The organism is Microbacterium sp. NPDC091676, from assembly GCF_044756645.1.
GTDB lineage: Bacteria > Actinomycetota > Actinomycetes > Actinomycetales > Microbacteriaceae > Microbacterium > Microbacterium paraoxydans_D.
In genome coordinates this window covers 1,229,383-1,251,815 of the sequence record NZ_JBIVTI010000001.1, presented here as the reverse complement: position 1 = coordinate 1,251,815, position 22,433 = coordinate 1,229,383, and the positions used below count along the sequence as shown (strand labels likewise).

Genomic DNA, 22,433 nt, shown 5'->3' with positions numbered 1-22,433 from the left:
CGGGGACTATTCGCCGATCCGGAGCCAGTCGTCGGCGACCTTCTCCCAGGCGTTCGTGCCCGACTTCAGGATGATCGGCCAGCCCGCGGTGTTCTGCGTGCCGAAGGCGTAGGGCGTCCCCACCATCGGGTTCTCGATCGGGTCCATGCCCTTCAGCGCCTCGGAGACGCTCTCCCGGGTGATGTCGCCGTCGATGCTCTTCAGCACCTCGATGAAGTACGTCGCCGCGAGGTAGCCGCCCTGGCTGAACGAGGTGAGGGGGATGTCGTTCTCCTCCATCAGCGTCCGCCAGTCCGCGTTGATCTCGTCGTCGTCCGTGAAGGGATAGAACTCCGCGGGGACGTAGATGCCGGCGCCCGCGTCGTCGATCGCGTCGGCGAAGTTCTCGCTGTAGACGCTCGTGAGGTAGAGCCAGGTCACGTCGTCCCAGCCCTGCGCGTTCGCGGCCTTGACCTGTCCGATCGCGTCGGGCTCGACCGGGTTGATCGCGAGGGCCTTGCAGCCCTGGTCCCGCGCCTTGACGATGTAGGGCGTGTAGTCGGAGGCGCCGTACGGCACGGTGTCGTCGACGTACTTCGGCTCCTTGCCCGTGATCTCGGTCCACTTGTCGATCGCGGCCTGGTAGGTCGGGCGGGTGGAGCCGGCGATCTCCAGCAGGATGCAGATGTCGTCGAGTCCGAGCACCTCGGAGCCGTACTGCAGCGTGAGGGTCATGTCGTTGAACGGGCCGACGTTCGCCGGCGAGATGTTCTCGCTGTCGAAGCAGCCCGTGTCGACGCCGATGCCGGGCACCGAGAGGATGCCCTCCTGCTCGTAGTACTTCGCGTTGATCTCGCACTCGATGAGGCTCGCGGAGCCCACGAGCGCGACGGCTTCGTCGCTGCCCACGATCTCCCGCGCCGAGGCGGTCGCCGTGGCGGGGTCGCCCTTGTCGTCGAGCATCTTGTACTCGATCTTGCGGCCGTCCAGGCCGCCTTCCTCGTTGAACGCGTCGAAGACGGCGGCGGCCGCCTGCGACGCTTCCGGGAACGTCGCCGGGCCGCTGATCGTGTTCACGGAGCCGACGACGATGGGGGCGCCGTCGCCCCCGGCTCCGTCGCCACCGGCGCAGCCGGCGAGAGCGAGGGCGGCCACGGCGATGACCGCCGCGGTGCCGGATGCTCGTCTGTTCATGTGCTTCTGCCTCTCCTGTTCGGGTCGTGCTGTCAGCTCGAAGGCTGGGTGTCGGTGCTCGTCGACGGTGCGCGCAGGGCGCGGTTCACGAGCTCCGTGTCGGTGAACTGCTCGAAGGCGACGATCTCGCCGCCCGCCACGCGCCAGACGTGGGCCACTCGGGCGGCGAAGAACCGCCCGGTGCGCTTGTAGGTGCCGGAGTAGGTGCCGATGCCGACCACGACGTCGCCGCCGTCGACGACCTCGTCGATCGCGACGGTGTAGTCGTCCCACTCCTCCTGGATGCGGCCGAAGACGTTCTCGGCGACCGCGTCCGGGCCGATGTAGGTCCCGGCATAGGGGAATCCGGCGGCCTCCGTCCACTCGATGTCGGCGGCGAAGGGCGCGAGCATGCCGTCCAGGTCGCCCCGGTCGTTCGCGGCGTAGTGGTCGCGGATCAGGTCTGCGTTGCTCATGTGCTCTCTTTCGTTCCGGGTTCCCGAGCCTGTCGAAGGTGGGTCCCTGAGCCTGTCGAAGGGTCCCTGAGCCTGTCGAAGGTGGGTCCCTGAGCCTGTCGAAGGGTCGAAGGGGTCGAAGGGTCAGACGGGCTGCGCGTCGGGGTAGGCGACGGCGCCCAGGGGGTAGATGTGTCCGCCGGCGCGGGAGTGCTCGAACTCGCCGTCGCCGTTGAGTCCGAGGAAGATCCCCGTCGTCATGAGCTGGTAGCCGAGGTCGTGGAGCCAGACGCTCGCCACCGCGATCCGGAACTCGCGGAAGCAGAAGAGGTAGAGGCCGTCCGCGAACTTCCACACCGTGGAGAGGTCCATGTCGCCGTGACCGCGCTGGACGCCCTCGAGGCACTGCCACGCGTAGCGCTGGCTGGAGACGTAGACGTGCTCGTACAGGTGGTGGGGGCTGTAGCGGTAGATGTTCCGCTTGCCGATGAGGTCGCGGCTCGGACCGGGCACCTCTCCGGTCGCGGGGCCGGCGTCGGTGGTCGCGGCCCAGAAGTCCTGCCCGACCTGCGGCGTGCCCTCGACGGCCTCCGCCGCGATGCGGGAGCGGATGACGGTGGCGCGGTGGGTCGTGGTGGAGAACACGACGGTGAGGGCTTCGCGCTCGCGGGTCTCGAAGGGGATGTTCACGAAGACGACATCGTCGCGCACGCAGACCGCGTCATACGGGTCGCGGCCGGAGGAGCCCAGTCCCTCCCACGTCACGGAGTCCTCGTCGAAGCGGAGCGCGAGGGTGGTGTCGTCGTCGAGGGTGAGCGTGAGCGCGGTTCCGGCGAGGGTCGTGTTCGGCAGGCGGAACGTGTCGATGCCCGCGGCGAACTCGTCGTACGTGCGCCATTCGTCCAGAGCGGGGTCGGTGGAGATGTCGGTCATGAGGGTCCTGACGTCGCACACGGCGGGGCCTCGTCGCCCCGGGCACCGCGTCGTCGCGATGCGCTTGCCTCATGCTGCGGCCGTGCCGGGGGAGCCCTCAAGCGCCCGGAGTCCATCCCGCGCCGAGAGTCAACCGGCGTGCCCTCCCGGGCAAGCCCGCCCCCGCGCGGCTGCGCCCTCCCGGTTCCGTCCCCCGGATCCGCCCCTGCCCCCCGTGCGGGATCAAAAGCGCCCCTGCCACGCCCAACGGCGGCCCGTTCCTGATCCCGCACGGGCGTTCCGCCTGCGGCCACCCCGGCGCGGGACGGAAAACGCCCCTGCCGCACGGGTGTCGGGCCCGTTCCTGATCCCGCACGCGGGCGCGGTGCCCTCTCGCGCACGGCGTGCCTCTCGTCGGTGCGGGATCGAAAGTGCCCTCGCCGGACGGGGACGGGGTGCGTTCTTGATCCCGTATCGAGTCACGCGTCCCGCCCCGTACGATGCGGGATCGAAAGGGTTCCTGTCGGTCGCGGGTGCGGCGCGTTCTTGACCCCGCACGCGGACGGCGCGTGCCGTCGCGCGCGGCGCATCGGTACGGGATCAGGATCGTCCGTGTCAGACGTGGGTGAGGCACGTTCGTGATCCCGCCCGGGGATCTTATGCCTGACGCGTTGCGTGTGGTGTCGCCCGTCGGTGCGGGATCGAAAGTGCCCGTGCTGGACGGGGATGGGGTGCGTTCTTGATCCCGCGCGCGGGGTGCGGGGCGGCGCGGGATCAGGAACGTGCGCGGGGCGGGCGCTGGCGGGGCGATTTTGATCCCGCGCGCGACGGGAATGGGGAGAACGGGGTCAGTGGGTGGCGCGGTACTCGCTGGGGGAGACCCCGAAGGCGGTCTTGAACGCACGGCTGAAATGCGCGGCGTCGACGAAGCCCCAGCGGGCGGCGATCGCGGCGACGGGGCGGTCGGCGAGCATCGGGTCGAGGAGGTCGCGGCGGCACTGCTCCAGGCGGCGCGTGCGGATCCAGGTCGACACGGTCACCCCCTGCTCCTGGAACAGTCCGTGCAGGTGGCGGGTGGAGATGAAGTGCGCCGCGGCGATGGAGGCCGGACCGAGGTCTGTGGAGGCGAGGTTGCGGTCGATGTGCGCACGGATCCGCTGCATGAGGGCGCGGTGCGGGTCGGCGGAGGCCTGGTCGAGACCGAGCTCCCGCGTGAACACGGTGGTCACGAGGTCGAGGGCGCTGTGCGCGAGCCGGGCCCCCGTCGTGCCGGCCAGCTCGTCGAGGTTTCCGGCCAGCTGCGTCAGGTACGGCACGACCATGCCGCCCAGTCCCTCCTGCCCGGAGATGCGGACGGCCGTGAGCTGCCCGATCATGTCCGCGGGAAGGCTGATGAGGTGCTTCGGGAACATGACCACCATGGTGCGGAAGTCCTGATCGAAGACGAGGGAGTACGGCCGATCGGTGTCGTAGACGGCGAGGTCGCCCGGCTGCAGCACGGCCTCGCGGTCGTCCTGGATGAGCAGCCCGGTCCCGGTGAGCATCAGGCTCACCTTGAAGTACGAGCGGTCGCCGCGGGCGATGAGCTCGGTCGTGCGCTCGACGACGTGCGAGGTGGCGCGGATGTCGTTGACGTGGACCTCGTCGACGGCGGCACCGCGGATCACGCCGCGGAACTGGTCGGCGCCCGCAGTGGACACCTGCAGCGGGACGAACGACTCGGAGACGGCGGCGCGGAACTCGCTGATGTTGCGCGCGACGAGGGTCGACACCGATTCGGCGGGGGTGGTGAGGGCACCGTTCATGACTGATCACCTCGGGCTGGTGGGAACGACGACGTTGTATACGATCCGTTCCGCGATGCTACCACCGGCGACGACCGCGCGGGGGTGCGGTCTAGGATGTGGTCCGTGAAGGACGGGATGATGTCGACGGTGACGCAGCGGGTCCGCCAGGTGCTCCGTCAGGTGCGCGGTCCCTCCACCTCCGACGCGGTGTTCGAGGCGACGGCGCTGATCGTCGGCGCGGCGTTCCTCCTGGTGGGATTCCTCGTGGCCCTGCCGGTGTTCTGGGGGCACCAGCTCTCGATCAGCGGCACCGGCTCGATCGGCATGTTCGCGGCGTACGGCGGTGCGATCGCGGCCGCCATCGCGTTCGCCCTGGGACGCCTCGCCGTGCGCGCTCCGGAGGTCGACCCCGCGGTCGCGAGGGACGGATTCGCCGTCCCCGGCGACCGGCTCCGCTGGTACGACCTCGCCGCCATCGCCTTCGCGCACGCCGCCATCGCCTACCTCGGCTGGCTGGGCATCGCGCAGCTGCTGGAGCAGAGCTTCGTCGACGCCCCGGTCTTCCCGTTCCCCGGGGCGATCCTCGTCGCGGTGGCCTTCGCGCTCACCGGCTACGTCGCCTTCCTCAGCGCCGTCGCGCTGACGCCGACCGTGCTGTCGCTGGTGCTGGCGGTGTTCCTCGTCGTGGGTGCGTTCGCGGCGATGCTGGCGTCGAGCGACGTGCACTGGTGGCGCGACAACCTGTCCGCGCTCGGCATGAGCAGCAACAGCGCCTCGGTGGCCTTCAACGTGACCCTCATCATCGCGGGGATCATGGTGACGACCATCTCCCGGTATGCGACCGCGGGGCTGCCCGTCGACGACCCGCTCGACCGCCGCGGCCGGACGATCGTGCGCGGAGGCCTCATCCTCATGGGGATCTTCCTCGCGTGCGTGGGCATCTTCCCGGTCGACGAGTTCTTCGGCCTGCACAACACGGTCGCGACGGGCATGGCGGTGGTGTTCGCGGTGGTCGTGGTGGGTCTGCCCTGGTTCGTGCGCAGCATCCCGCGGGTGTTCGTGGGGCTCGGCTGGACGTACGTGCTGGTCATCGTGCTGCTGGGGGCGTTCTTCGCGGTCGGCTACTACAACCTCACGGCGGTCGAGCTCATCGCGGCCGTGCTGATCTTCAGCTGGATCATCGTGTTCCTGCGCACGGCGGGGACGATGGGCGGTCGCGCGCCGCGGGCCGACGCCCTGACCGCTCCCGACACCGCGGTCCGCTGACGCGACGAGGGCTCGGCGACGACGTCAGTCGCGGAGGAGGCGCGTCGCCTGACGCGTGCGCTGCAGGGCGTCGACGGTCTCGGCGTACCGGCGCTTGGCGACGCCGATGAAGAGGCAGTCCACGAGGGCGAGCTGGGCGATCCGGCTCACCATCGCCCCGGCGCGGAAGGTCGACTCGCGCACCTCGGTGAACAGCGCATGGTCGGCGACCTGGGCGAGGGGGGAGTCCTTCACGGAGGTGACGGCCACCGTCGTCGCGCCGTTGGAGACGGCCGCTTCGAGGAACCGCACCGTCTCGATCGTCGACCCGGCGTGCGAGAACCCGATCGCGACGGTCGTGCCCACGGGGAGCACGGCGGCGGCGATCGCCTCGTGGGGGTCGGAGAGGACGTGGGCGTTGCGGCCGACGCGGAGCAGCTTGTGCGCGAGGTCCTCGGCGACGAACTGGCTGGCGCCGATGCCGTAGAGGAGGATCCGGTCGGCGCCGTCGATGGCCGCGACCGCCGCCGCCAGCACGGCGAAGTCGAGCTGGCCGACGGTCTCCTCGATCGCGAGGAGTTCCAGGGCGGCGAGCTTGGAGACGGCCTCTTCCAGGGAGTCCTCGTCGGAGATCTCGGAGCCGTAGGCGCCGCGGGCGGAGAACTGGGCGGCCTCCTTGCCGAGCTCGGTGGCCAGGGCCATGCGCAGCGGGGCGTAGCCGGTGAAGCCGATCGCCCGGCAGAACCGGACGACGGACGCGACCGAGGTGCGGCACTCCGTCGCGAGCTCGCTGATCGTCTTGTCGATCACGAGGCTCGGATTCTCCCGCACGGCGGCCGCGACGCGGGCCAGCGACGGGGGCAGGGTCGCAGCGGCGGCTTCGATCGTCGACTGGATGCTCACGGTATCCTCCGGAACGGCGGAACGGGATGGTAAATTCTTTTCAGCGAGTCTACGTGTTGTGTAGTCGCTTTTCTTTCTTTCCGCCGGATCCGAGGAGTGCCGATGAGCGAGACGACCGCCACCGTCGACCTCGGCAAGTCCCGCTGCCGCCTCGTCGTGCACGGCGCGACGGCCGGGGAGCGCTCCGGGATCGGAGCGCCGGGCCTCGCCGCGGCGGGCGGAGTGGAGGCGGCGCTCACCGCGATTCTCCCGCTGCTCGACGATGTCGAGCGCATCGACACGCTCGGCGTGGGGGCGGCCGGTGCCTGGTTCGCCCCGGAGGCGGCCGCGGAACTCGCCGCCGCGCTCGCCGCACGGACCGGAGCGCGCGTGGCCGTGGCGTCGGACGTGGTCACCGCCCATGCGGGCGCTCTCGACGGCGCGGCCGGCGTGCTGCTCATCGCCGGCACCGGAGCCGTGGCGCTGGGCGTCGACCCCTCCGGTGCGCGTCTGATCGACGGCTGGGGCCCCGAGCTGGGCGACTTCGGCAGCGGATCCTGGCTCGGCCGCGAGGCGTTGCGGGCCGTGCTCCGTGCCCACGACGGGCTGGCCGCGCCCACTGCCCTCACCGCGGCGCTCGCCGCCCCCGTCGGCCCGCCCTCGGCCGTGCAGGCCTGGCTCGCCGCCGACGGTGCCCTCGCCCGCCGCCTCGCGACCCTCGCGCCCCTCGTCCTCGCCGCCGCCGAGGACGACCCCGTCGCCCGCGGGATCGTCGAGGAGGCCGTCCGGCTCCTCGCGGCGACGACCGCTGCGGCCGCCGGGGCGACCGAGGACGTCGCGCTGCACGGCGGCCTCACCGACCACGACGGCTTCCGCGCCGCCCTGACCCGTGCCCTGGAGGCGAGCGGCCACCGCGTCGTCCCCGCGCGAGGCGGCGCCATGGACGGGGCCCTGCTGCTGACCCGTCGCCTCGATCTCCCCCATGAAAGGTTCGTGCACCGTGCCGAATGACTCCCGTCTGACCACCCTCCTCGCCGAGCTCGCGGGCCTCGACACCGAGGCCTCCACCACCGAGCGTGGCGACCTCGACCTGCTGAGCACGACCGAGCTCGTCGAGCGCATGAACGCCGAGGACCGGCGCGTGCCCGAGGCCGTGGCCGGTCGCACGGCGGAGATCGCGGCGGCGGTGGACGGCATCACGGAGCGGTTCCGGCGCGGCGGTCGCCTCATCTACATCGGTGCGGGCACGGCCGGACGCATCGGCGTGCTCGACGCGAGCGAGTGCCCGCCCACCTTCGGCACCGACCCGTCGATGGTCGTGGGGCTCATCGCGGGCGGGGAGACGGCCATCCGCTCGGCGGTGGAGAACGCGGAGGACGACGACGAGGCCGCGGCCGTGGCTCTGCGCGACCTGGACCTCACCGAGCTGGACACGGTGGTAGGGATCTCGGCATCCGGCCGCACGCCCTACGTCATCGGCGGGCTGCGGTACGCCCGGGGTCTCGGCGCGCTCACGGTGGCGATCGCCTCGAACGCCGGGTCGGCGATCGGCGCGGAGGCCGAGATCGCGATCGAGGTCGTCACGGGGCCGGAGTTCATCTCGGGCTCCACGCGGCTGAAGTCCGGCACGGCGCAGAAGCTCGTCGTGAACATGCTGACGACGCTCTCGATGATCAAGCTCGGCAAGACGTACCGCGGGGTCATGGTCGACCTGCTGGCGACGAACGAGAAGCTGCACGCCCGCTCGATCCGCACGGTGTCGCAGCTCGCCGGCGTCGACGTCGACGCCGCGTCCGCCGCGCTGGAGGCCGCGGACGGTTCCGTCAAGCTCGCCCTGCTCCTGCTCGCGACCGGAGTGTCCGCCGAGACCGCCGCGGCGGCACTGGCGGACGCCGACGGCATCCTCCGCGACGCGATCGCCGCCCTCGCCTGAGCCGGTCGTCGCTCTCCCCGCGGTGGGGGATGCGAAAGGCTCCGGACGGGAGCCATCGGGGCACCTTTTTCGCACCCGCGACGGCCCGCCCGCTAGCGTGAGGGCATGCCCCTCGTTCTCGTCACCGGTGCTGCGCGCGCCAACAGCATCGCCGCCGGCATCGTCCCGCGGCTCCGTGCCGACGGCTGGACCGTCGTCACCAGCGACCTCGACGACGCCGATCACCCGGCCGACCTCTCCACCGCGGACGGACCGGAGCGCCTGATCGCCGAGGTCACGGAGGCGCACGGCCCGATCTTCGCGCTCGTCCTCAGCCACGCGCACGACGTCGAGTCCGGAATCCTCGACACCACGGCGGAGAGCTTCGACCGGCACGTCGCCGTGAACGCGCGGGCGAGCCTGCTCCTCATCGCGGCCTTCGCCCGGCAGGCCGACGCCGGCGGTGCCATCGTGGCGCTCACGAGCGATCACGTCACCGGGAACCTGCCCTACGGGGCGTCCAAGGGCGCGCTCGACCGGCTGGTCATCTCCGCCGCACGCGAGCTCGGTCCGCGCGGCATCTCCGCCAACGTCCTGAATCCCGGCCCCATCGACACCGGATGGATGGACGACGAGACGCGCGCCGGCCTCGCCGGGATGACGCCGCTCGGGCGCCTCGGCACCCCGGGCGACATCGCCGCCGTCGTCTCGTTCCTCGTCTCGGACGAGGGGCGCTGGATCTCCGGGCAGCTCCTCCAGGCCGACGGGGCCTTCTCCGCCCGCTACTGATCACGGGGCGGAGCGGCCCCCTGGTGCGCTCAGTGGCCGCAGGCGCAGGAGTCGCCGCCGCAGCAGGAGGCCGTCGCCGTCGCGCCGCCGTGAGCCTGGGAGGACTCCGGCACGTCCATGGCCGGGTTCTGGTCGAGGAAGCCGTAGGGCTTGAACCAGAATCCCGCGTAGTCCACGGGCATGATCGGCCAGTCCTCCGGGCGGGGGAAGTGCGTGAGCCCGAAGGTGTGCCACAGCACCATGTCCTCGCCGTCGATCCGGCGATCGTCGGCCGTGTACTCCGGGAGGCCGGCGCCGCCCTGGTGCGCGTTGGGGTAGCGCCCGGCCGGCCAGATCTGGCCGTGCTCGTATCGGGTCGCCCAGAGGTGCTTCGTGGCGAAGGCGGCGCGCGCCGCGACGGACGAGGCGGGGTCGGCCATCAGCAGGGCGGTCGGCTCCGGCACGAGGTGGTAGGCGGTCGGGCGGCCGACGTGGTTCGTCCGCGAGGCGCTCTGCACCTCCCACACCCGGGCGGCGGAGGAGTCGGCCTCGCGCCGGGCGGCGTGCTCGGTCTCCAGTACCGTCTCCGACCAGGTGAAGGCATTGCCGAACGGGTTGTCCGGCCCCATCGGCACCCGCTGCGCGTCCACCTCGACGAGGCGGTTGTCCTGGCCGTCGATCGCCACGTCGAGGCGCGCGCAGAACAGGTGCTGGTGGACCGGGGCGAAGACGCCCGGGGCGAGCTCGGTGGCGTGCTTCTGGCGGACCCCCGGCTCTCCGGCACCGGCGAACACGATGCCCGTGGCCTTGGCGACGACCTCGATCGAGCCGTCCAGGCCGAAGTTCCAGTAGAAGCCGTAGTCGTAGTTGCCGATGGTGGAGAAGTACGAGACGACGAAGCGCCGTGAGCGCCGTACGTCGGAGCGTCCGGAGAGGTCGGTGTGCTTCCAGAGGATGCCGTAGTCCTCCTCGTGCATGCAGATCACGTTGGGGATGCGCACCGGGTGGCCGTGGTCGTCGGCGACGTAGCCGTCGAGGTACCGGATCACACCGAGGCAGTCGCAGCCGAGCTCCAGGTGGTTGGCGTTCTTGCCGAGGAGGTACTCGCCCGCGTCGAAGTAGCTGATCGAGAAGCGCCCGGGGGCGGTGTCGCCGTAGGGGACGACCATCTCCGGCACGCTCGCCCGGTGCAGCACGGAGCGCCCCTGGAACGACACGTCATGCAGGACGAGACCCTCGCGGGCGTTGAAGCCCACGCGCATCGACCAGCCCTCCCACTCGACGAGCGAGCCGGACACGCCGAAGCTCGGCCCCTCCGGCTGCGTGATCTCGATGGGCTTCAGCGTCGTCCGTGCCGCGCCCTGCACCTCCGGGTAGTAGTTGCCGTGTCCGGCCGGGACCGGCACGTCGCCCTCGTCCTCGACGCGGATCACGCTGTCCGTGGTGAGGTCGATGTGCACGATCAGCCCCTCGACGGGGTGCGCCCACGGGGAATCCTGCTCGTCGTATCGGAGGAAGGTGAGGGACCGGATCACGCGGCGGCCCACCTCGTCGGCCCGGCCCGTGTAGCCCGGGGCCAGGGGGGAGCAGAAGGCGAGGGCCATGTGGTCCGCCAGGCCGCGGCGGCGCATCGCCGCCTGCCATTCCGGGGACGCCTTGGCGATGGCCTCGGCCCGCTCGTACTCCTCGAAGAGGTACTGCGGCTGGCCGTAGGGCGGGGCGTCGTTGGGCACCCGCTCCTGGCGCACGACCTCGCCGCGGGTGATCGAGACGATCACCTCGGTCGCGACGCCGGTGGCCGTGTCGAGCAGCGTCACGTCCACCCGGCGGTCGATGGGGGAGCCGGGGCGCCAGGCCGCGAGCTCCTCCTTCGTGGCTTCGTCGGGGAGCAGCATGGGCACGCGGGTGGTCGCCGTCAGCAGGCCGGCCGCGTCGAGCACCGCGCGGGCGGCGGCGATCTCGGCGCCGGTGAGCGGATCGAGCGGATGCGGAGCGGCGATGGGCTCGAGGGAGACGGGCTGCGGGGAGTGCGGGGACATCGTTGACCTCACTATTTTCGAGCGAACGCTCAAGAAACGGGTTGGCACGATGATACGACGGCGTGCACGGGTGCACAACCGTGGCGTGTGGGCGATGTCGAGGTCAGCGTCGCCAGGGGGCGAGGATGCTGTCGAGGACCGCGAAGTGCGCCGCCGGCGTCTGCGGCTCGGTGACCTCGACGACCTGCTGGCCGTAGGTGATCGAGCGCAGGAGGGCGAGGAGGTCGCCGGTGGGGGTGTCGGGGCGCAGCTCCCCGTCGGTCGCCGCCTCGTCCAGGGCCTCCCGGATGCTGTCCTGCCACGTCGCGAGGGTCGGCGCTCCGGCGTCGGGAGTCGGCGCGAGAGTGGCCAGGCGCCCCCAGAAGCCGACGACCACGTGCGCCTCGGTGCGGGTGCGCTCGTCGACGGGGAGCACCTCGCCCATCAGGGCCCGCAGGCGCGCGAGGCCGCGGAGCCCGTCCGTCGCGGCGGCGATGCGCTCGTCGGTGCGGCGGGTGACCTCGGCCGCCGCGGCGCGGACGACGTCGTCGAAGCCGTCGAAGTAGTGCCACAGGGAGCCGGTCGCGACGCCGAGCTCCTTCGCGACCGCGCGCGAGGACACGCTCTCATGGCCGTCCCTGGCGGCGACGACGAGCAGTGCGTCGGCGATCTGACGGCGACGCTCATCATGGTCGACGATGCGGGGCACGTGCTCATTGTGTCGCATCGCGACGGGGTCTCGCGTTTTTGAGCGGCCGATCAATATACTTCGGCTGTGGACCTCCTGCTCCCGGCAGCATCGTGGCTGATGGCGGCGGCGGCGCTGGTATCGGCCGGCGCCTGCCTCGCTGCCCGGCGCGCCGTGCCGTGGCAGGGGCGCCAGGCCGCGGTGGTGATGGCGGTGGGGATGCTGCTGATGGCGACGGGCGGCACGGGAGCGCTGGGCGCGCTGCTGCTCGGTGCCCTGATGCTCGTGTCCGGCATGATCGGCACGATGGGCGTCCGCGGTGCGGCATCGGCGGCCGGCTGCTGCCACCGCGCACTCGGGGCGCTCGTGATGGCGATCTGCGCCTTCCACGGTGCCGCCGGATCGGGCGGTCAGGGCGTGGCGTCGGCGGGACACGCGGGACACAGCCTCGGCGGTGCGCTCGGTGCGCTCATCGTGCTCGGCACCGTCGCCGTCGTCGGGTGGACGCTCGCCGCGGCCTGGCGTCCGACGGGGCATCGGGGGCGCACCGCCCGGCTGCTCGCGGTGGAGTCCTGGGCGATGGCGATCGGGGTCGTCGCGATGAGCCTCGTGGGCTGACCGTGCGGTGCGACGGCCGACCTCACTCCCGCGCGGCGGGGCGGACGAAGGCCCAGGCGGCGATCGCTGCGACGGCGGCGGCCAGGGTCATGGTGACCGCCATCGTGACGGCGTTCGTGCCCCCGATCCCGGCGGCGACCGGGGCGAGCACCGGGCCGAACAGGAACGACGACATGCCGAGCAGGGCGGACGCCGTCCCCGCCCTGGCGCCGTGATGCGCGAGGGCGAGTGTCTGGCCGTTAGGGCCGCCGAGCCCCGCGCACAGCATGAACCCGACGAGTGCCGCCACCACGCCCGCCACCCCCGTCCCGCTGAGCGCCAGGACGAGGAAGGTCGTGGTCGCGACGAGTGTCGCCGTGACCCCGCCGAGGTACACGCGGAGGGGGCCGAAGCGGCGCACGACCAGGCGGCTCGACTGACTGCCGACGATGCTCGTGAGGGCGCCGGCGGCGAAGGCGACGCTGAACTCCTGCGGGCTGAGACCGAACTCGTCCTGCAGCACGAACGACGACATCGACAGATAGGTGAAGAACGCCACGCCCGCACCGGCGGAGGCGCACAGGACCGCGGCGAAGAGCCGGTCGCCCAGCACGGCGCCGGCGTGCGCCCGCAGCACGCGGAGGCCTCCGCCGTGGCGCGCCTCCGGTCGCAGCGTCTCCGGCAGGAGGAAGACGACCACGAGCAGCAGGACGACGCCGATCCCGGACAGCACCCCGAAGATCCCGCGCCAGTCCATGATGCGGGCGAGCTGACCGCCCACCACCGGGGCGATGATCGGGGCGGTGCCCGAGACGAGGAACAGCAGCGAGAGCATGCGGGAGAGCTCGATGCCCTCGAACTGGTCGCGGGCGATCGCCAGGCAGATCACGATGCCCGCCGATCCCGCCAGCCCCTGCAGGAAGCGGGCGACGAGCAGCAACTCGATGGTCGGGGCGACCGCGCACACCGCCGAGAGCACCGCGAACGCCGCGACGCCGACCAGCAGCGGCAGCCGCCTGCCCAGCCGGTCGCTGAGGGGACCGGCGACGAGCTGCCCCAGGCCCAGGCCGATCATGCACGCCGACATCGTCGCCTGCGCCAGGGCCTCGGTCGTGCCGAGCGACGCCGCGAGCTGGGGAAGCTGCGGGAGGTAGAGGTCCATCGACAGCGGACCGAAGGCTTCCAGCATGCCGAGCACCAGCATCGCCCGCAGCGTGCCCATCCGCGCGGGCTCACCGCGCGCCGGGAGACTCATCCGCCCGGGCGCAGCACGCGGCGCAGCCAGCTCTCCCGCGCGGCCACCGCGGCCCGGGCGACCTCGGCATCGGGGGAGAACCCGGAGAAGCCGTGGTAGCCGCCCGCCCAGACATGCAGTTCGGCCTGCCCGCCCGTGGCCCAGATCCGTGACGCGTAGGCGACGGCCTCGTCGCGGAAGGTCTCCGCGGCGCCCACCTCGATGAACGCCGGAGCGAGTCCCGACAGATCCGTGGCCCTGGCCGGTGCCGTGTACGGCGACACGCGGTCGGTGAACCGGTCGGCTCCGGCGATCGCGTCCCACGCGGTGTCGTTGTTGTTCCGGTCCCAGGCGCCGAAGCCGTCGTACTGGCGACTCGACGGGGTCTCGTTGCGGTCGTCGAGCATCGGGCAGCCGAGGAGCTGCCCGGCCAGCCGGGGCCCGCCGCGGTCGCGGGAGAGCAGCGCGACCGCCGCCGAGAGGCCGCCGCCGGCGCTCTGCCCGGAGGCGATGATGCGGAAGGTGTCGATGCCGAGCTCGTCGGCGTGGGCGACCGTCCACTCCAGCGCCGCGTAGCAGTCCTCCGCCTGCGCCGGTCCGGGGTGCTCGGGGGCGAGGCGGTACTCGACCGCGACGCCGACGACGCCGTGCCGCTCGGCGAGGTCGATGAGCTCGGCGGTGCCGAAGAAGCGTGTGCCGAGCACCATGCCGCCGCCGTGGATCGACAGCACCGCCGGTGCCGGGTCCGTGGGCGCCTGCGCCGGGCGCACGACGGTGATCTCGAGGTCCGGAGCCCCGATGGGGCCGGGGATGACCCGGTCCTCCCAGGTCACGGCGCGACCCTCCGCCTGCACGGCCATCGGCGGGATGATCGTGGCGAAGTGGTCGCGGTTGGCGTGGATCGTGTCCGCGCGCAGCGGGATGACCTCGACGAGGTCGACGAAGGCGTCGAGCCCGGCGACGAGCTCCGGGTCGTAGGGCACCGGCTCCGGCGTGCTCATGCGGCGGTCCGCCAGATCCGTCGCAGCCAGGAGGCGCGCGCGGCGAGGGCGGCGCGGGTGATCTCGGCCTCCGGCATGTACATGTCGAAGCCGTGGGCGCCGCCGCCCCACACGTGCAGCTCGGCCTGTCCGCCGGTCTCCCAGATGCGGAGGGCGTACGCGGTGTCCTCGTCGCGGAACATCTCCGCCTCGCCGACCTCAATGTACGCGGGCGGGAGGCCGGAGACGTCCGTCGCGCGGCTCGGCGCGGCGTAGGCCGGGGCCTCGGTGCTGAACGCGAGCTCCTCGCCGAGGACGCATGACCAGGCGAGGAGGTTCATGTCGCGCTGCCAGGTGCCGATGCCGTCGTACTGCCGACTGGCGACCGTGGTGTTGGTGTTGTCGATCATGGGGCACAGCAGCAGCTGCCCGGCCATGACGGGGCCCCGCCGATCGCGCGCCAGCAGGGCGACGGCCGCGGTGAGACCGCCGCCCGCGCTGCCTCCGCCCACGACGATGCGCGCGGGGTCGATGCCGAGTTCCGCGGCGTGGGCGTGCGTCCACACGAAGGCCGCGTAGCAGTCCTCCACGCCCGCGGGGTACGGGTCCTCCGGCGCGAGGCGGTACTCGACGTTCACGGCCACGACGCCGTGCTCCGCGACGATGTCGACGACCCGCGCCGTCTCCCACGAGCGGTGGCCGACGATCATGCCGCCGCCGTGGATGTTCACGAAGCCGGCGAGCGTCGAGGTCTCGGAACCGGCGGGGCGGAAGATCGTGACCTCGATGTCCGGGGCTCCGGGCGGGCCGGGGATGACGCGGTCCTCCCAGGTGATGTCCCGGCCGGCGATCACGGTGTCGTTGTCCGGGAACATCCGGTCGACGCCGTCGCGCGGCAGGGTCTCGCGCGTGAGGGCGGGCTGCGGGTTCTTCGCGATCTCGTCGAGCACGGCCTGCACGTCGGGATCGAAGGGGACGGGGATGGTCATGGTTCTCCTCGGGTGGGACGGCGTCAGGGGCCTTCGGGGTCGACGACCCCGCGGTCGGCCCAGAAGGGCTCGACGAGACGGCGCAGCTCGGCGGCGCCGATGCGGTCGACGAGGGCGGCCGCGTCGAGGTTCGCCCGCAGCTGCGCGACGCGGGAGGCGCCGAACAGGGTCGTCGTCAGGGCGGGGTGGGTGAGGGTGAAGGCGATGCCGAGCTGAGCCGGGGTCACGCCGAGGTCCTCCGCGACCGCGGTGAACGCGGGGACGTCGGCGATGATCCGTTCGCGGATGCCGCCGGGGTCGCGCCCGATCTGCCGGTCGCCGTTCACCGTCCCGGCGAGGATCCCGCCCTCCAGGCAGTCCGAGGCCTGGAGCGTGAGGCCCTGCTCCCAGAGGCGCGCGAAGGGCTCGCCATCCGGGATCGCCCGCCGCGAGACGCTGTACTTGAGCTGTGCGATCTGCGGACCGGGCACGCCTTCCGCGGCGGCGAGGTCGATCAGGGCCTGGATGCTCCCCGCCGACCAGTTGTTCACGCCCCACGCGCGGATGAGGCCGGCGTCGGTGAGGGCGGCGAGGTCGAGCACGAGGTCGCGCAGGTCGAGGTCGTCGCGGCGCAGGTCGCCGAGGATCACGAGATCGGCGTGCTCGGTGCCCACCCGCATCAAGGCGTTCTCGAGCTGCGGGCGGAAGCCGTCGGCGCCGAAGGCCTCCAGCCAGAGCTTCGACGACAGCAGCCACTCCTCCCGGCGCAGCCCCGCCGCGCGCACCATCGCCGAGAAGATCACGTCGGTGAAGACGGGCGGGGCGCCGGGTGCGGAGTACACGCCCACGTCGAAGAGGTTCACGCCGCGGTCGGTGGCCTCGCGAAGGAGTGCGACCGCGTCGGCGAAGTCCATGCGGTCGTAGGTGTGCCACGAGCCGAGGGAGAACAGGGAGGCGTGCAGGCCGCTGCGGCCGATCTCGCGCACGGGGAGGGGAGTGGTCATGGTGCTCCTCAGAGGCTCGGGTCGATGACGGCCTTGACCTCATCGAGGTGGTGCATGTGGGCGATCTTCGCGGAGGCGTCGGCGAGCCCGACCGGGGCGCTGAACAGGTCGTCCCAGGGGAGGCGATCGGCGAAGGCCGTGAAGAAGTCGATCGCGCGGGCGTAGTCGGAGATGTCGCCGTTGAGCGAGCCGACCACCGTGAGCTCCTTGCCCATGATCGTGCTCAGGGCGAAGCCGTCTCCGGCGGGGCCGGTCGAGCCGACGATCGCCACGGTGCCGCGCTGGGCGGCCATGCCGACGGCGTCCGGTCCGACGCTCGGTGCGCCCGCGAAGTCGAACACGTGGTCCGCCCCCTGGCCTCCGGTGAGCGCCAAGACCTGGTCGACGACGGGGCCGTCGCGGAAGTCGACGACGGCGTCGGCGCCGAAGCGGGCGGCGAGCTTTAGACGGGCCGCGGGAGCGCCGACGGTGATGACCTGCCCGGCACCCGCGATCCTCGCGACGGCCGTGGCGAAGATGCCGAGGGCGCCGGAGCCCTGCACCACCACGCGGGAGCCGGGGCGGATGTGACCGGCCCGCTCGAACGCGCGGAGGACGGTCTTCGCGGCGCAGCCCGCCATGGAGGCCCAGGTGTCCTTCACCGCCGCCGGGAGCAGGAGCTTGGCGGCACCCGGGGTGACGTACGCGTACTCGGAGAGCCCGGCCGTGGCGAACGGCGGCACGTCGGCGCGCTGGAGGAAGCCGTAGCCGCGGCGGGAGCAGGCGACCGGTTCCCGCAACACGACGCAGCCGTGACACTCGCCGCAGGTCGACTCCGACCAGCCGATCCGATCGCCGGGGGAGAGCGGGCGGCCGAGCGCGTCACGGGTGTCCGGTCCCGTGGCCACGATCTCGCCGACCATCTCGTGGCCGAGGACCATGGGCAGCATGCCGGGGAACGACATCTTCCCCTCCCAGATCTCGATGTCCGTGCCGCACAGCGTGGTGCAGGCGATGCGGACGAGGGCGGCGCCGGGTTCGATCTCGGCGGGCAGCGGGAGGTCCTGCAGGGTGAGCGGCTCGCCGTGGGCGGTGAGCACCGCGGCGCGGGTGGTGGTGGGGAGGGTCATGGTTCTCCAGTCGCGGGGCGGGTGGCGGGATCGAAGACGGTCCTCCGCGGTGCCCGGAAGGGGCGGAATCGATCCCGCACGGAGGGGACGGGGGTCAGACGAGGAGCTGGCCGCCGTCGACGGGGACCGAGACCCCGGTGATGTGGCTGGCGGCCTCGCTCGCGAGGAACAGTACGAGCGGGGTGACCTGGTCGACCTCGGCGATGGTGCCCAGCGGGATGCGCGACTCCCACGCGGCGCGGGCATCGGGGTCCGAGGCGAATCCGGCGGTCAGGGGCGTGAGCACGGGACCGGGGGCGACGGCGTTGACCCGCACCCCGGAGCCGGCGAGCTCGATGGCCGCCGTCCGGGTGAGCGCGTCGACCGCGGCCTTCGTGGCCTCGTAGTGCCCGAGGCCGGGGGTGGGCTGCCGGGCGCCGATCGAGGAGATGTTGACGATGGCCCCGTGACCGGCTGTGGCGAGCAGCCCGCCGAAGACCCGCAGCATGAGGAACGTGCCGCGGACGTTGACGCGCAGGGCCGCATCGACCGCGTCGACCGCGACCTCCTGGAGCGTTCCGCCGCCGGCGACGACGCCGGCGTTGTTGACGAGGACGTCGAGTCCGCCGGCCTCGCGGATCCGTTCGGCCGCCGCCTGCACCGACGCTTCGTCGCCGATGTCGAGGGGGAGGGCGGTGGCGCCGATCTCGGCGGCGACGGCCCGGGCGGCATCGAGATTCACGTCGCCGAGGAAGACATCGTCCCCGGCGGCGCGGAAGGCGGTGGCGATGCCGCGGCCGAGCCCGGAGGCTCCTCCGGTGACGAGGATACGGCGCGGGGAAGCGGTCATGGTCGTCCTCACTGACGGTGTTCCGATGGGATTCCTCCGTTATATTCTACAACCATAGAAAAATCCAACCCCGTGCCAGAGAAGGCGAAGGAGCCCTCATGTCCGATGTGATCTATCCCCGCACCCCGCTGTCTCCGGGAGGCGCGACGGTGCCGCCGCTCGCCCTCGGATCGTGGAACACCTGGGATCGCATGGAGTTCGACGACGCCGTGCAGCTCATCCACCGGTCGGTCGAGCTGGACGCCGGATTCTTCGACATCGCGTACTACAACATGGGGCCGCACGCCGAGAACTCCCGGACCGACATCCTCTTCGGCGAGGCCTTCCGGGCGAGCGGGGTGGACCGTACCGAGGTCGTGCTGTGCGGCAAGCTCTGGCTCTGGGACTGGCCGAACCAGGGCTTCCGTGGGCAGATCGAGGAGTCACTGGAGCGGGCCGGCCTCGACCGCTTCGACACCCTCGTGGTGGGGGACTACCTCGACGCCCCGGACATGCCGCGACTCGTCGCCGACGTGAACGCCCTCCTCGCGGACGGCCTGGTCGACTCGTGGGGGATCAACAACTGGCGGATCGCGGACACCAGGGCGGCGCTGGCCGAGGCGGACGCTCAGGGGGTCATCGGCCCCTCGTTCGCACAGCTCAAGTACGGCATCGCCCGACGGGCCATGGCGGAGGGCGACGCGTACGGCCCGCTGTTCGCCGACGGAACCCTCGCGCTGCAGGCCTCGGACGTGTTCGAGGGCGGGATCCTCGCCACCGGACGGATGCCTCAGCGCAAGATCGGTGCCGATGTCGGAGGTATCCGCGAGCGGATCCTCGCCGTGTACCCCGAGGTCGCGCGGGTCGCGGGGGAGTTCGGGGTGACCCCGGCCGCCCTCGGCATCGCCTTCTGTCTGACGAACCCCGCGACGGCCAACGTGCTCTTCGGCGCCTCCCGCGTCGCGCAGCTCGAGGAGAACCACGCCGCCCTCGCCCTCGCCCGCGACCACGGAGCCGAGGTCCGCGCCGCCCTCGCCGACTGCCGCGTCGACCACGCCGTCCGCCCCGACGGCACCTGGTGACCCCGTACCTCCCCCGGCACCTCCCCCCGCCCCCGCCCCTCCGCCCCCGCCACCGCCCCCGGCGGCCGGTGTCCGGGATCACTTCCGCACCTCCCGCGCGCCCCGCAGGCCCGTTCCTGATCCCGCACTCGCTCGCCCCCCCCGCGTCCCACTCCGCGTGCGGGATCAGTTCCGCCCCTCGTAGGCGCCCCGCAGGCACGTTCCTGATCCCGCACTCGCTCGCCCTGCGCCCCCGCGTCCCACTGCGCCCCCGCGTCCCACTTCGCGTGCGGGATCAGTTCCGTACCTCGCGCGCGCTCCACGGGTCCGATTTTGATCCCGCACTCGCTCGCCCCCGTCCCACTCCGCCCCGCGTCCCACTCCGCGTGCGGGATCAGTTCCGCACCTCGCGCGCGCTCCACGGGCACGTTTCTGATCCCGCACGGCGTGACGTTCCGCGCGCCAGTTCGAAAACGCGCCGTGTGAGGAGGGCACGCGGCCGATTCTGATCCCGCTTCCGGTGGCGGCTGTGTGTCGGCCGCCGGGCGCGCCGCTCGTGCGCGACCGGACCGCTCTCCGGAGCCCCGGATCAGAAGTGCTCCTCGTGTCCGCAGGAGATCGGAGCTGCTCCTCGCCTCCGCGCCAGATCGTAAGCGCTCCTCGCCTCCGTCCTGGATCGGAAGTGCTCCGCGTGTCCGCAGCAGATCGGAACTGCTCCTCGCCTCCCCGCTAGATCAGAAGTGATCCTGCGGCCCGGGTGGGCGGTGCGTTCTTGATCCCGGGAACGGGTGCGGTGGCCCCCGGGAGCGGCAGCGTAGCCCGTTCGAGCCGTCGCTCACCCCGGTGCGGGATGAAAAGGGTGCCGAAAAGGCGTCGCCGAGGGGCGTTTCTGATCTGGCTGGAGGGGTGGGCGCAGTGGCGGGATCAGAAATGTGCCGCGCGGGGAGGGTAGGGGTGCGTTATTCATCCCGGTTTCCGAACCCGTACCCGCGGGGACGCGGGGCGGGGTCCGACGCGGGCGGGAGTGCCGGCACAGGCGGGACGCGGCGGGGGTGACGCGGGGTGGGAGTACCGGCGCCGGCGGGCGGCCCGACACCGGCACCGGCGCACGGGGTGGGGCGGGATGTGCGCGGGGGAGCAAGGCGGGTGCGCGCTGAGGCATCGGTCCGTGCGGCCGGGGGTGGAAACACGCTTGCGCTCTTTTTCCACACATGTAGACTAACCAGCACGACACATCGAAGTGGCGTCGGTCCCGGTCTCCGGTCAGCGGCTCTTCGAACCTTCTTCACCACCCCCTGCACCCGAGAGAAGGAACCATGAAACGAATGCCCCTCGCGGTCGCCGCCGCCGTCGCCGCGACCCTCGCGCTCGCCGGCTGCAGCGGCGGCGGAACGCCCTCGCCGTCCGAGGGCGGCGGCGCCGAAGGCCCCGACGCCCTCAACATCGGCAACTTCCTCGATGTCACATCCTGGGATCCGTCCCTCGCCGACATCGGCTTCGACGGCCCCTACCTGTCCGCGGTGTACGACGCCCTGATCGCCCTCGACGCCGACGGCACCCCGATCCCGTCGCTCGCGACGAAGTGGACCGTGGCCGACGACGACCTCAGCATCGACCTCGACATCCGCACCGACGCCGTGTTCAGCGACGGCACTCCGGTCGACGCCGACGCCGTCGTCGCGAGCCTCGAGTACCTCAAGGCCGGCGCCCGGTCCGGCGAGGCCTACGTCAACGCGAAGGGCTTCGAGAAGGTCGACGACGACACCGTCCGCATCGCCCTCACGCAGCGCGACGACACGATCCTCTACCTGATGGGCCTCGGCCGCAGCTACGTCATGCCCCCGGCCTCCATCGAGGCGGGCACGCTCGGCAGCGACCCGGTCGGCTCCGGCCCCTATGTGCTCGACAGCGACACCAGCGTCGCGGGCGCCGAGTACCACTTCACCAAGACCGAGGACCACTGGGACGCGAAGACGTACCCGTTCGCCGAACTCGCGATCTACCCGATCACCGACGCGACCGCCCGGCACAACGCGATGCTCAGCGGACAGATCAACGTGCAGTACGGCGACGTGGCCAACCTCGACCAGGCCGAGCAGCAGGGCTGGAACACCGCCCATCGCGTCTCCGGGTGGGCCGGCCTCGTCATCACCGACCACACCGGCGCGAAGAGCGAGCCCCTCGGCAAGCTCGAGGTGCGCCAGGCGCTGAACTACGCGTTCGACGGTGCGGCCGTCCTCGCGGCGGTCGGCAGCGGTGCGGGCGTGGCCACCAACCAGGTGTTCCCGGACGGCGGCGACATCAACGACCCCGAGCTCAACGATGCCTACGCGTTCAACATGGACAAGGCGAAGGAGCTCCTGGCCGACGCCGGCTACCCGGACGGCTTCGACATCTCGATGCCGATGTCCCCGATCTTCGAGATGTGGAAGCCGTCGGCCGAGCAGGCCCTCAACGAGCTCGGCATCACCGTCACCTGGGACAACATGCAGATGCCGGACTACCAGCTCAACGCACCGAACTACCCGATGTTCATCTCCTTCCTCGCGATGGACGGCAACGACGTGGCCACCGTCTCTCGCCAGCTGACGAGCGTGCAGTGGTTCAACCCTGAGCCCGACTACGCGAAGAACGAGGTCATCGCCCCGCTCGTCGAGAAGGTGCAGACGGAGCGCGGCGACGCGCAGACCGCCGCCATCAAGGAGCTCAACGAGGCCCTCGTCGACCAGGCCTGGTGGTCGGTCTGGTACCAGGCGAACAACATCTACTACACGGCGCCCGGCATCCAGCTGCAGCCCGTCGTGGGGATGATGTTCCCGACGCTGCGGTACATCACGCAGGGCTGAGCGCCCG

Annotated in this window: 20 protein-coding genes; 7 read left to right on the top strand and 13 right to left on the bottom strand. The window is 71.9% G+C overall.

Annotation, left to right across the window (positions count from 1 at the left end; genetic code table 11):
* Positions 1-6: 6 nt before the first annotated feature.
* The 4 genes from ACIQID_RS06205 to ACIQID_RS06190 all read right to left on the bottom strand — a co-directional run bounded on the left by ACIQID_RS06205 (position 7) and on the right by ACIQID_RS06190 (position 4,324).
* Positions 7-1,173 carry an ABC transporter substrate-binding protein gene (locus ACIQID_RS06205; protein WP_400282952.1) on the bottom strand — a complete coding sequence of 389 codons (1,167 nt, stop codon included), beginning with the start codon at positions 1,171-1,173 and terminating at the stop codon, positions 7-9.
* A 32-nt stretch (positions 1,174-1,205) separates the two neighbouring features.
* Entirely contained in the window at positions 1,206-1,628 is a 423-nt protein-coding gene (locus ACIQID_RS06200; RefSeq protein ID WP_085606741.1) for a nuclear transport factor 2 family protein, read from the bottom strand.
* Between the two features lie 123 nt (positions 1,629-1,751).
* Positions 1,752-2,540 (bottom strand): MoaF C-terminal domain-containing protein, encoded by a 789-nt coding sequence (locus ACIQID_RS06195; protein ID WP_400282949.1) that lies wholly within the window; start codon positions 2,538-2,540, stop codon positions 1,752-1,754.
* An 827-nt stretch (positions 2,541-3,367) separates the two neighbouring features.
* A complete protein-coding gene (locus tag ACIQID_RS06190) occupies positions 3,368-4,324 on the bottom strand; it encodes a helix-turn-helix domain-containing protein (RefSeq protein ID WP_400282946.1) in 957 nt (318 codons plus the stop codon).
* Positions 4,325-4,429: 105 nt separating this feature from the next.
* On the opposite strand from ACIQID_RS06190, the gene ACIQID_RS06185 reads away from it, so the two are divergent.
* Entirely contained in the window at positions 4,430-5,572 is a 1,143-nt protein-coding gene (locus ACIQID_RS06185) for a DUF998 domain-containing protein (protein WP_400282943.1), read from the top strand.
* Between the two features lie 24 nt (positions 5,573-5,596).
* Here the strand turns inward: ACIQID_RS06185 and ACIQID_RS06180 are convergent, their stop codons facing one another.
* Positions 5,597-6,454 carry a MurR/RpiR family transcriptional regulator gene (locus ACIQID_RS06180; protein ID WP_312673354.1) on the bottom strand — a complete coding sequence of 286 codons (858 nt, stop codon included), beginning with the start codon at positions 6,452-6,454 and terminating at the stop codon, positions 5,597-5,599.
* 102 nt (positions 6,455-6,556) lie between these two features.
* Here ACIQID_RS06180 and ACIQID_RS06175 point away from each other — a divergent pair, with 102 nt between their 5' ends.
* From ACIQID_RS06175 to ACIQID_RS06165, 3 genes are all read left to right on the top strand, one after another.
* Positions 6,557-7,444 (top strand): N-acetylglucosamine kinase, encoded by an 888-nt coding sequence (locus ACIQID_RS06175; protein ID WP_400282939.1) that lies wholly within the window; start codon positions 6,557-6,559, stop codon positions 7,442-7,444.
* Positions 7,434-8,366: an N-acetylmuramic acid 6-phosphate etherase gene (gene murQ / locus ACIQID_RS06170; protein WP_400282936.1), complete on the top strand. Its 933-nt coding sequence runs from the start codon at positions 7,434-7,436 to the stop codon at positions 8,364-8,366. Before ACIQID_RS06175 ends, murQ begins: the two co-directional genes overlap by 11 nt.
* A gap of 105 nt (positions 8,367-8,471) precedes the next feature.
* On the top strand, positions 8,472-9,134 hold the full coding sequence (locus tag ACIQID_RS06165; RefSeq protein WP_400282933.1) for an SDR family oxidoreductase: 663 nt from the start codon (positions 8,472-8,474) through the stop codon (positions 9,132-9,134).
* A gap of 29 nt (positions 9,135-9,163) precedes the next feature.
* Here ACIQID_RS06165 and ACIQID_RS06160 read toward each other — a convergent pair whose 3' ends face one another.
* Together ACIQID_RS06160 and ACIQID_RS06155 are read right to left on the bottom strand one after the other, a co-directional pair.
* Complete coding sequence (locus ACIQID_RS06160; RefSeq protein WP_400282930.1) at positions 9,164-11,152, bottom strand: primary-amine oxidase; 1,989 nt, start codon at positions 11,150-11,152, stop codon at positions 9,164-9,166.
* A 103-nt stretch (positions 11,153-11,255) separates the two neighbouring features.
* Positions 11,256-11,840 (bottom strand): TetR/AcrR family transcriptional regulator, encoded by a 585-nt coding sequence (locus tag ACIQID_RS06155; RefSeq protein WP_105950761.1) that lies wholly within the window; start codon positions 11,838-11,840, stop codon positions 11,256-11,258.
* A gap of 66 nt (positions 11,841-11,906) precedes the next feature.
* Between ACIQID_RS06155 and ACIQID_RS06150 the strand changes: the two genes are divergently transcribed.
* On the top strand, positions 11,907-12,437 hold the full coding sequence (locus ACIQID_RS06150; RefSeq protein ID WP_400282927.1) for a hypothetical protein: 531 nt from the start codon (positions 11,907-11,909) through the stop codon (positions 12,435-12,437).
* 22 nt (positions 12,438-12,459) lie between these two features.
* Here the strand turns inward: ACIQID_RS06150 and ACIQID_RS06145 are convergent, their stop codons facing one another.
* The 6 genes from ACIQID_RS06145 to ACIQID_RS06120 all read right to left on the bottom strand — a co-directional run bounded on the left by ACIQID_RS06145 (position 12,460) and on the right by ACIQID_RS06120 (position 18,540).
* Complete coding sequence (locus ACIQID_RS06145) at positions 12,460-13,638, bottom strand: multidrug effflux MFS transporter (RefSeq protein ID WP_400282924.1); 1,179 nt, start codon at positions 13,636-13,638, stop codon at positions 12,460-12,462.
* A gap of 29 nt (positions 13,639-13,667) precedes the next feature.
* Positions 13,668-14,651: an alpha/beta hydrolase gene (locus tag ACIQID_RS06140; RefSeq protein WP_400282921.1), complete on the bottom strand. Its 984-nt coding sequence runs from the start codon at positions 14,649-14,651 to the stop codon at positions 13,668-13,670.
* Positions 14,648-15,619 (bottom strand): alpha/beta hydrolase, encoded by a 972-nt coding sequence (locus ACIQID_RS06135; protein WP_312673346.1) that lies wholly within the window; start codon positions 15,617-15,619, stop codon positions 14,648-14,650. Before ACIQID_RS06135 ends, ACIQID_RS06140 begins: the two co-directional genes overlap by 4 nt.
* Before the next feature lie 23 nt (positions 15,620-15,642).
* Complete coding sequence (locus ACIQID_RS06130) at positions 15,643-16,602, bottom strand: aldo/keto reductase (RefSeq protein ID WP_400282917.1); 960 nt, start codon at positions 16,600-16,602, stop codon at positions 15,643-15,645.
* Positions 16,603-16,610: 8 nt separating this feature from the next.
* Positions 16,611-17,711 (bottom strand): zinc-binding dehydrogenase, encoded by a 1,101-nt coding sequence (locus tag ACIQID_RS06125; RefSeq protein WP_400282914.1) that lies wholly within the window; start codon positions 17,709-17,711, stop codon positions 16,611-16,613.
* Positions 17,712-17,805: 94 nt separating this feature from the next.
* Positions 17,806-18,540, bottom strand: coding sequence for an SDR family NAD(P)-dependent oxidoreductase (locus ACIQID_RS06120; protein ID WP_400282911.1), 735 nt, complete (start codon positions 18,538-18,540; stop codon positions 17,806-17,808).
* A gap of 98 nt (positions 18,541-18,638) precedes the next feature.
* Between ACIQID_RS06120 and ACIQID_RS06115 the strand changes: the two genes are divergently transcribed.
* Together ACIQID_RS06115 and ACIQID_RS06110 are read left to right on the top strand one after the other, a co-directional pair.
* The gene (locus tag ACIQID_RS06115) at positions 18,639-19,601 is read left to right on the top strand and encodes an aldo/keto reductase (RefSeq protein ID WP_400282908.1); all 963 of its coding nucleotides are present in this window, start codon (positions 18,639-18,641) and stop codon (positions 19,599-19,601) included.
* A 1,295-nt stretch (positions 19,602-20,896) separates the two neighbouring features.
* A complete protein-coding gene (locus ACIQID_RS06110; RefSeq protein WP_400282906.1) occupies positions 20,897-22,426 on the top strand; it encodes an ABC transporter substrate-binding protein in 1,530 nt (509 codons plus the stop codon).
* The last annotated feature ends 7 nt before the right edge of the window (positions 22,427-22,433 follow it).

Excerpts from the sequence above, each read along its gene's own strand:
- ACIQID_RS06200 (WP_085606741.1), bottom strand. The coding sequence starts at position 1,628 with ATGAGCAACGCAGACCTGATCCGCGACCACTACGCCGCGAACGACCGG.
- ACIQID_RS06125 (WP_400282914.1), bottom strand. The coding sequence starts at position 17,711 with ATGACCCTCCCCACCACCACCCGCGCCGCGGTGCTCACCGCCCACGGC.
- ACIQID_RS06205 (WP_400282952.1), bottom strand. The coding sequence starts at position 1,173 with ATGAACAGACGAGCATCCGGCACCGCGGCGGTCATCGCCGTGGCCGCC.
- ACIQID_RS06115 (WP_400282908.1), top strand. The coding sequence starts at position 18,639 with ATGTCCGATGTGATCTATCCCCGCACCCCGCTGTCTCCGGGAGGCGCG.
- ACIQID_RS06190 (WP_400282946.1), bottom strand. The coding sequence starts at position 4,324 with ATGAACGGTGCCCTCACCACCCCCGCCGAATCGGTGTCGACCCTCGTC.
- ACIQID_RS06195 (WP_400282949.1), bottom strand. The coding sequence starts at position 2,540 with ATGACCGACATCTCCACCGACCCCGCTCTGGACGAATGGCGCACGTAC.
- ACIQID_RS06165 (WP_400282933.1), top strand. The coding sequence starts at position 8,472 with ATGCCCCTCGTTCTCGTCACCGGTGCTGCGCGCGCCAACAGCATCGCC.
- ACIQID_RS06135 (WP_312673346.1), bottom strand. The coding sequence starts at position 15,619 with ATGACCATCCCCGTCCCCTTCGATCCCGACGTGCAGGCCGTGCTCGAC.
- ACIQID_RS06110 (WP_400282906.1), top strand. The coding sequence starts at position 20,897 with ATGAAACGAATGCCCCTCGCGGTCGCCGCCGCCGTCGCCGCGACCCTC.
- ACIQID_RS06160 (WP_400282930.1), bottom strand. The coding sequence starts at position 11,152 with ATGTCCCCGCACTCCCCGCAGCCCGTCTCCCTCGAGCCCATCGCCGCT.
- ACIQID_RS06175 (WP_400282939.1), top strand. The coding sequence starts at position 6,557 with ATGAGCGAGACGACCGCCACCGTCGACCTCGGCAAGTCCCGCTGCCGC.
- ACIQID_RS06145 (WP_400282924.1), bottom strand. The coding sequence starts at position 13,638 with ATGGGCACGCTGCGGGCGATGCTGGTGCTCGGCATGCTGGAAGCCTTC.
- ACIQID_RS06130 (WP_400282917.1), bottom strand. The coding sequence starts at position 16,602 with ATGACCACTCCCCTCCCCGTGCGCGAGATCGGCCGCAGCGGCCTGCAC.
- ACIQID_RS06140 (WP_400282921.1), bottom strand. The coding sequence starts at position 14,651 with ATGAGCACGCCGGAGCCGGTGCCCTACGACCCGGAGCTCGTCGCCGGG.
- ACIQID_RS06120 (WP_400282911.1), bottom strand. The coding sequence starts at position 18,540 with ATGACCGCTTCCCCGCGCCGTATCCTCGTCACCGGAGGAGCCTCCGGG.